Source organism: Streptomyces mesophilus, from assembly GCF_011044995.1.
GTDB classification, from domain to species: domain Bacteria; phylum Actinomycetota; class Actinomycetes; order Streptomycetales; family Streptomycetaceae; genus Streptomyces; species Streptomyces mesophilus.
The window spans coordinates 1-7,481 of the sequence record NZ_JAAKZW010000319.1 but is presented as its reverse complement, the minus strand read 5'-3'; the positions used below and the strand labels follow the sequence as shown (position 1 = coordinate 7,481).

Genomic DNA, 7,481 nt, shown 5'->3' with positions numbered 1-7,481 from the left:
CCCAAAAACGGGGGCCGGGGGGCGAAGCCCCCAGCGGGGGTCCGGGGGCAGAGCCCCCAGGAAACGGGACGCGAGCTACGACAAGCTCAGGCCAACCCCCGCCGAGCCACCGCCGGAGCACGATGCCCAGCAATCGCCGCCACCATGTCGAGCACCTGCCGCGTCTCACCCACCTCATGCACCCGATACACCTGCGCCCCCAACCACGCCGACACCGCAGTCGTCGCCAACGTCCCGACAACCCGCTCCTTCACAGGCCTGTCCAACGTCTCGCCCACGAAGTCCTTGTTGGACAGCGACACGAGCACGGGCCACCCGCTCCCCACCATCTCCCCGAGCCTGCGCGTGGCCTCCAGACTGTGCCGCGTGTTCTTGCCGAAGTCGTGCCCGGGATCGATCAGAATCGACTCCCGCGGCACCCCCAACTCCAGCGCCCGCTCCGCAAGCCCGACGGTCACCTTGAGAATGTCGGCCATCACGTCCTCGTACGCGATCCGGTGCGGCCGCGTCCGCGGCTCCGCGCCACCCGCATGCGTGCACACGAGCCCGACCCCGTAACGTGCCGCGACCTCCGCGAGCTTCGGATCGACCCCGCCCCACGCATCGTTGAGCAGATCGGCACCCGCCTCGCAGACCGCCTCGCCGACCTCGTGCCGCCAGGTGTCCACGCTGATGGTCACGTCGGGGAAACGGCGCCGCACCTCGGCCACGAACCCGACCGTGCGCCGCGCCTCCTCCTCGGCCGTGACCTCTTCGCCGGGCCCGGCCTTGACCCCGCCGATGTCCACGATCTGAGCACCCTCGGCGATGGCCTGCTCGACACGGGCGAGCGCGGGCTCGTCGTGGAACGTGGCGCCCTGGTCGTAGAAGGAGTCGGGAGTCCGGTTGACGATCGCCATGATCACCGGCTCGTACGGGCCGAACTCGCGCCGTCCGAGCCTCAGCGGCCTTGCCATCGTCATCTCCTCCGTCGCGCATCGGTCGCCTGCGACCTTAACTGTCAGTCGCGCATGGCACGATCGGAGCCGGACAGTTTCTGCAGTCGGGGAGTCGCCGTGTTCTGGTTCCTGCTCATCGCGCTGGTCGTGGTGGTCGCCGCGGTCACGCTCGCCGTGCTCGGCGGCTCCGAGGACGGCGTGCTGCCCGAGGCGCCGCCCCAGTACCTGATCGACCCGCTCCCCGCGGACCGCCCCCTCGGCCGCGCCGACGTCGAGGCCCTGCGCCTGCCGACGGCCGTACGCGGCTACCGCATGGCCGACGTGGACGACGCCCTGTCCCGCCTCGGCGCCGAACTCGCGGAGCGGGACGCACGCATCGCCCAGCTGGAACGCTCGCTCGCCGGCGTCCAGGCCGCGCCCCCGACAGGCCCGGGGCTCTTCGACAAGGCGCCGCAGAGCTATGCGACCGGGGCCACGGCCGTGGTGGCCGAGGCGCCCGCGGAGCCGGAGCCCCCGGAGCCCGCGGAAGCCGGGTGGACGCGTCCTGAGGAAGCGGGAGCCGCCCGGGCGGACGAGGACGACGAGTTCGACCCGTGGAGCCCGCCGGCCGGCGGCCCCGACTCCCCGGAAGGACCGAGGCATTGAGCGGCGCGCTGGCCGGCCAGGACGGCGCGCTGCGCTGCCCCTGGGCCCTGTCGACCGAGGACTACGTCGCGTACCACGACGAGGAGTGGGGCCGCCCGGTCCACGGCGACGACGCGCTCTACGAACGCCTGAGCCTGGAGGCCTTCCAGTCGGGCCTGTCCTGGATCACGATCCTGCGCCGCCGCGAGAACTTCCGTAAGGCCTTCGCCGACTTCCGGATCGAGGCGGTCGCGGCCTTCACGGACGCGGACGCGCAGCGGCTCCTCGCGGACGCGGGCATCATCCGCAACCGCGCCAAGATCGAGGCCACCCTGGCCAACGCACGGGCCCTCGCGGCCTGGTCCCCGGGCGAACTGGACGAGTTCATCTGGTCCTTCGCCCCCGACCCGGCCGCACACAAGGCCCCGCGCACCCTGGCGGACGTACCCGCGATCACGGACGAATCGACGGCCCTGTCCAAGGCGCTGAAGAAACGGGGCCTGCGCTTCGTGGGACCGACGACGGCGTACGCACTCATGCAGGCATGCGGGCTGGTGGACGACCATCTGACGGAGTGCGTGGCACGCGGCCGGGGCTGACTCCCGTCCGCCCGGCCGGAGGCTAACCCCCGGCCCGCCCGGCACCCCTACCGCCCCAGATACTCGGGCTTCTCCTTGGCGATGAACGCCCGCACCGCGATCGCGTGATCCTCCGACGCACCCGCCCGCGTCTGGAGCTCGTCCTCCTTCTCCAGCGTCTCGGCCAGCGAGTGCGAGGCCCCGAAAGCCAGCGACTCCTTGAGCGCCGAGTAAGCGACGGTCGGCCCGGAGGCCAGGGTCCGCGCGACCGCCTCCGCCTCCGCCGCCAGCGACTCCGCCGGCACCAGCCGGTTCGCGATCCCCAGCTCGTACGCCTCCTGCGCCTTCACCGTACGAGGGAAGAGCAGCAGATCCGCGGCGCGCCCGGGCCCGATCAGTTTCGGCAGCGTCCAGGAGACCCCCGAGTCGGCGGTCAGGGCGACGCCCGCGAACGAGGTGTTGAAGGACGCGGTCTCCGCCACGATCCGGTAGTCCGCCGCGAGCGCGAAGCCGAATCCGGCCCCCGCCGCGACCCCGTTCACCCCCGCCACGACCGGCTTCGGCATCTCGGTGAGCGCCCGCACGATCGGGTTGTAGTGCTCACGCACCGTCGACATCGTCTGCCCGCTGCCCGACTCGCGGTCCGCCGTGAGCGACCCGATGTGCTCCTTGAGGTCCTGCCCCACACAGAAGGCACGCCCGGTCGCGGTGAGAAGCACGGCCCGTACGGAGGGGTCCGCGGCCGCTGCCTGCACGGCATCGCGCAGGGCGACCTTCGCCTCCGTGTTCATCGCGTTCATCGCCTCGGGACGGTTCAGCGTGATCGTGGCGAGCCCGTCGCCCACCTCGTAGAGCACGGTGTCGGCCATGGAGGTCCGTCCCCTCGTTACGTATGAACAGGTAAACGCGCACGTACCGTCACGGCGCATGCGTCAGGGGACAGCATGGCCCAGACGGATCACCCGGGGTATGGGTCCCGGCATGTGACGTGCGTCAAAGAATTCATGTCTGCCGAGGGCCGGGAAGCGGAGCAGTATCGCAGTCACATCGCCGAATTGAGTGGTTTTGCTCAAGCGCGTTGCGCAAGCGATGCCGACTGATGTTGGTCATCGGGTCTGTTGATGCGGGATAATGGCTTGGAAGCAATGTGTTCGATGCCGGTGACACCTGGGTTGTCGGCTGCGTGAGCTGGTTTCAGGAAGGGGAACGAGCATGGCGGCCATGAAGCCGCGAACGGGCGACGGCCCGCTCGAGGTGACCAAGGAGGGGCGGGGCATCGTCATGCGCGTTCCGCTCGAAGGCGGAGGGCGACTTGTCGTCGAGCTGACTCCCGATGAGGCCGATGCGCTCGGCGACGCCCTGAAGAAGGTCGTCGGCTGACGTAACGTCCACCATTTTCACCGCCCCGGCACACTAACAAGTGCCGGGGCGGTGTTTTTTGAGTGGGGGTTACGGGACCGGGCAGTCGGCCCCGTACACCGGGCCCGACGCAGGTCAGCCCGCCGCCACCGCGCGCTTCACCGCGCACAGCAGTCCGTCGCCCACCGGCAGCACCGACGGCACCAGCTCCGGGCTCTCCCGTACGGTCCGCAGCAGCTCCCGCAGCCGCAGGACCTCGACCGGCTGGGGTCCCGAGTCGACCGTGCGCCCGTCGGCGAAGACGCCCTCGAACACGACGAGGCCGCCGGGCCGCAGCAGGCGCAACGATTCAGCGAGGTAGTCCAGGGACTCGGTGCGGTCGCCGTCGCAGAAGACCAGGTCGTATCCGCTGTCCGCGAGCCGCGGCAGTACGTCGAGCGCGCGCCCCGGGATGAACCGCGCCCGGTTGCTCGCGAAGCCGGCCGCGCGCACCGCGGTGCGCGCGAACTGCTGGCGCTCGGGCTCGGGGTCGACCGTGGTCAGGACCCCGTCGAGGCGCATGCCGCCCAGGAGATGGATTCCGGACACACCGGTGCCGGTACCGATTTCGGCCACCGATTTGGCGCCGACCGTGGCGGCCAGCATCCGCAGCGCGGCGCCGGTCGCGGGAGACACCGCACGCAGCCCCGCCTCGCGCGCGCGCTCGCGCGCCCAGAGCAGCGCCTCGTCCTCCGCGACGAAAGCGTCGGCAAAAGCCGAAGTCGGCTGCCGGTTGCCGGTAATGACCCTCTCCTGTCTCCCCGTATGTATCTGGCCGTGACTGTATCCGCTGGGCCGGGAACCTGCTGATGGGGCTGGGCGTTGAAAGCGGTGTACGGGCAGGTGCGGGGGCGAGGGGGCCCCTCGGGAAGTTCTGGCGCCACAGGACGGGGGGAATGAAATGGACCTGGGGGACGAAGCGTACGAACGGCCGGGGCGAACCCGTCCGCGATCTTCTCCACGATCTTCAAATTCTCGTAAAGACTCTTATCCTGAGCTAACAGGCGAGGTGGCTATGGTAGGGGCTCCACTGGACACCACCAGAGCCGACAGGGGAGGTGCGGCTACGACCGGTGACCTCGGAACGATGGCGCGAATCAAGCGCCGCTTCCTCAGGTCGGCGGGCGAGCCGAAATCCGTGACCGACACTGCTGACCACTCCGCCGTTTCCGCACAGACCGCGACCTTTGCCGCCGATGCGGAATCCCAGGCGTGGACTCCGCCCAGCTGGGAGGAGATCGTCAGCACGCACAGCGGACGCGTCTACCGCCTCGCCTATCGCCTGACGGGCAACCAGCACGACGCCGAGGACCTCACCCAGGAAGTCTTCGTCCGCGTCTTCCGCTCGCTGTCCACCTATACGCCCGGCACCTTCGAGGGCTGGCTGCACCGCATCACCACCAATCTGTTCCTGGACATGGTCCGCCGACGGCAGCGCATCCGTTTCGACGCGCTCGGCGACGACGCGGCCGAGCGGCTGCCCAGCCGTGAGCCCAACCCGCAGCAGGTCTTCAACGACACGCATTTCGACGCGGACGTCCAGCAGGCCCTCGACACCCTCGCGCCCGAATTCCGCGCCGCGGTCGTCCTGTGCGACATCGAAGGACTCTCGTACGAGGAGATCGCCGCGACACTCGGCGTGAAGCTCGGCACCGTGCGCAGCCGGATCCACCGCGGCCGCTCGCAGCTCCGCAAGGCCCTGCAGCACCGGTCTCCCGAAGCCCGCGCCGAGCGCCGTTCTCTCGCGGTCGTCGGTGTGCCGGCTCTGGGGGGAGGGGGCGCGACCGCGTGAGTGGATCACGGCTCAACCCTGCCGAGCGGCATCTTGCCGAGCAGCATCTGGGAGACCGGCTCGCCGCCCTGGTGGACGGCGAACTGGGCCATGACACCCGCGAGCGGGTCCTCGCCCATCTCGCGACCTGCGCCAAGTGCAAGGCAGAAGCCGATGCGCAGCGCCGTCTGAAAACCTTCTTCGCCGAGGTCGCACCGCCCCCGCCGTCCGAGAGTTTCCTCGCACGGCTGCAAGGCCTGTCCGAGTCAGGAGGCCCGGGCGGTTCCGTGGACCAGGGCGATCCCTTCGGCCGCCCGCTCTCCGACGGTGTGTTCGGTGCGCGCGACGGCGGCTTCGGGCTGCGCGCCGACACGTTCTCGTACGCGCCGTCCGGCGGCCGCGGCGGCATGCTGCCCGGCGGCGATCGCGCGGGCGGGTTCCGTATCCACGAAGTCGGCCGCAGCGGCGCCGAGCGTGCGGCGGCCTCGCGCGGGCGGCGCTTCGCCTTCGCGGCCGCAGGTGCGGTCTCGCTGGCCGCGATCGCGCTCGGCGGGGTCTCCACCGGAGTGCCCGCCGACACCGCCGAGGCGCGGGGCCGGGCCAATGCCTCACCGCAGCGCACCCAGGGTGCGGCCACCGCGGCCGACTCGAGTCGGCGGCGCGGCGGTGCGCAGAGCGTCGGGGCCCAGGCGCCGGGCAGGCTGGCCGCGCCGGTCGCCTCCCCCGGGGTGTCCGCTCCGGGTGTGCCCGGCATGACGGGACAGCGGCAACTGCCGCTCGCCTCCCCGATACTCAACCGCTCCTCGGTGCTCCCTCCGCTGATACGTCCGGTCGCCGCCACCGTTCCGTACTCACCGCTGCCTCCTGTCGGGGAGAGCTCCGTTGTGCCGGGGCAGACCGCCGTGCCGGACGAGACCGCCGCGCCCAGCCCGTCCCCTGTCGCCGGACTTTCGCTGCCCGCCCGCTGACCCTGCCGCTGACCGCTCGCCGGTGCACCTGGTTGAATCCCGGGTGGGATCGCCGCCGAGAGGTGGGTATCCCTGTTGGGGGTTGCGCCTGGCGGGGCGGATCCGGGCGAGGGACGTGTCGTGTACGGCGGTTCCTTCCCGTGGACCGCGTCGGCCGGGGACCTCGTGTGTGGCCCGCGCCTGAGGGTGCGGGGACGAGACGCCGAACGCTGCGTGGGGAGAGGCATGGACGAGGGGAAGCCCACCGGGTCCAAGGCGAAGTGGTGGAGCCGGCCCCGGAGTTCCGATGAGCCCGCGCCGGCGGATACCGCCCAGGATGCGGTGCGGGACGCGGTGCCCGGTGGCGAGGGGTCTGCCTCGGACGGCGACTATCCGTTGAGTGCTCCGGAGGTTCCGGGCGCTTCGGGTGTTTTGGATGCGCAGGGAGGGCCGGGTGTCTTGGGTACTCAGGGAGCCCCGGGTGCCTCGGGTGCTTCGGGTGCTCAGGAAGTCCCGAGTGTCTCGGATGCTTCGGGAGCCCCGAGTGCTCCAACGGCTTCGGATGCCCCGCCTGCTTCGGATGGCTCAAGTGTCTCGGGTGTCTCGGGTTCCGAGGATGCGGTGGCCAGAGGCACTGGGGTAAGTCATGCCGCGGAGACGGCCGTTGGGCCCGTTTCCGGTGGTGCCGACCGGGTGACCGGGACGGGTGCGTCCATGGTCCCGGACGAAGCCGCGGCACCTTCCGCCGCCGAACCTGCCGCGTCACCCGCTCCTGCTGTGCCGCCCGCGCCCGCTGAACCTGCCGCGTCGCCCGCTCCCGCCGTCTCTGCCGGATCCGGGGCGCCCGCCCCGGCCGACCGGCCGAGTCCGCTGCACGACCCCGACCCCTACAGCACGCCGCCCTACGGAGGCCCCGGCCCCTGGGCGCCCGCGCCGCCCGTGCAGCACCCGGTGGCCACTCCGGCTCAGGGCACGGTCGTGCCGCAGGGTGCGGCGCCGGTGCACGGTGCGCCCGCCGCGTATCCGCAGAGCGCCCAGGCCCCGCAGCCGATACCCGGCGCGCAGATACCCCCGGCCCAAGGCGCCCCCGCGCCGGCCGCTCCGACCCACGCCGGCCCTGCCCCGGCAGCCCATGTCCCGCCTCACGCCCCGCAGCCGCACGGCGCCCAGATACCTCAGCAGCCGAGCGCACCCCAGCCCCACCGGACCGCGGCACACCCCCACC

General features: G+C 71.6%; 8 protein-coding genes and 1 pseudogene. 6 read left to right on the top strand and 3 right to left on the bottom strand.

Annotated elements, in window-relative coordinates; translation table 11 throughout:
- Positions 1 to 86: 86 nt before the first annotated feature.
- Positions 87 to 956: a dihydropteroate synthase gene (gene folP, locus G6045_RS37885; RefSeq protein WP_165336781.1), complete on the bottom strand. Its 870-nt coding sequence runs from the start codon at positions 954 to 956 to the stop codon at positions 87 to 89.
- Between the two features lie 54 nt (positions 957 to 1,010).
- Between folP and G6045_RS41785 the strand changes: the two genes are divergently transcribed.
- The gene (locus G6045_RS41785; RefSeq protein WP_235968561.1) at positions 1,011 to 1,583 is read left to right on the top strand and encodes a DivIVA domain-containing protein; all 573 of its coding nucleotides are present in this window, start codon (positions 1,011 to 1,013) and stop codon (positions 1,581 to 1,583) included.
- Complete coding sequence (locus G6045_RS37875; RefSeq protein WP_165336780.1) at positions 1,580 to 2,161, top strand: DNA-3-methyladenine glycosylase I; 582 nt, start codon at positions 1,580 to 1,582, stop codon at positions 2,159 to 2,161. Before G6045_RS41785 ends, G6045_RS37875 begins: the two co-directional genes overlap by 4 nt.
- A gap of 47 nt (positions 2,162 to 2,208) precedes the next feature.
- Here the strand turns inward: G6045_RS37875 and chcB are convergent, their stop codons facing one another.
- Positions 2,209 to 3,009 (bottom strand): 2-cyclohexenylcarbonyl CoA isomerase, encoded by an 801-nt coding sequence (gene chcB, locus G6045_RS37870; protein WP_165336779.1) that lies wholly within the window; start codon positions 3,007 to 3,009, stop codon positions 2,209 to 2,211.
- Positions 3,010 to 3,352: 343 nt separating this feature from the next.
- On the opposite strand from chcB, the gene G6045_RS37865 reads away from it, so the two are divergent.
- Positions 3,353 to 3,520, top strand: coding sequence for a DUF3117 domain-containing protein (locus tag G6045_RS37865; protein ID WP_003966491.1), 168 nt, complete (start codon positions 3,353 to 3,355; stop codon positions 3,518 to 3,520).
- 114 nt (positions 3,521 to 3,634) lie between these two features.
- Here G6045_RS37865 and G6045_RS37860 read toward each other — a convergent pair whose 3' ends face one another.
- A complete protein-coding gene (locus tag G6045_RS37860) occupies positions 3,635 to 4,309 on the bottom strand; it encodes an O-methyltransferase (RefSeq protein WP_165336783.1) in 675 nt (224 codons plus the stop codon).
- 325 nt (positions 4,310 to 4,634) lie between these two features.
- On the opposite strand from G6045_RS37860, the gene sigE reads away from it, so the two are divergent.
- The 3 genes and pseudogenes from sigE to G6045_RS41025 all read left to right on the top strand — a co-directional run.
- Positions 4,635 to 5,330: an RNA polymerase sigma factor SigE gene (gene sigE / locus G6045_RS37855; RefSeq protein WP_165336782.1), complete on the top strand. Its 696-nt coding sequence runs from the start codon at positions 4,635 to 4,637 to the stop codon at positions 5,328 to 5,330.
- Positions 5,327 to 6,277, top strand: coding sequence for an anti-sigma factor family protein (locus G6045_RS37850; protein ID WP_165336778.1), 951 nt, complete (start codon positions 5,327 to 5,329; stop codon positions 6,275 to 6,277). Before sigE ends, G6045_RS37850 begins: the two co-directional genes overlap by 4 nt.
- Positions 6,278 to 7,207: 930 nt before the next feature.
- Positions 7,208 to 7,481: pseudogene (locus G6045_RS41025) on the top strand (hypothetical protein); the annotation flags it as partial.

Coding starts and splice junctions, on each gene's coding strand:
- folP (WP_165336781.1), bottom strand. CDS start 956: ATGGCAAGGCCGCTGAGGCTCGGACGGCGCGAGTTCGGCCCGTACGAG.
- G6045_RS41785 (WP_235968561.1), top strand. CDS start 1,011: ATGGCACGATCGGAGCCGGACAGTTTCTGCAGTCGGGGAGTCGCCGTG.
- chcB (WP_165336779.1), bottom strand. CDS start 3,009: ATGGCCGACACCGTGCTCTACGAGGTGGGCGACGGGCTCGCCACGATC.
- G6045_RS37865 (WP_003966491.1), top strand. CDS start 3,353: ATGGCGGCCATGAAGCCGCGAACGGGCGACGGCCCGCTCGAGGTGACC.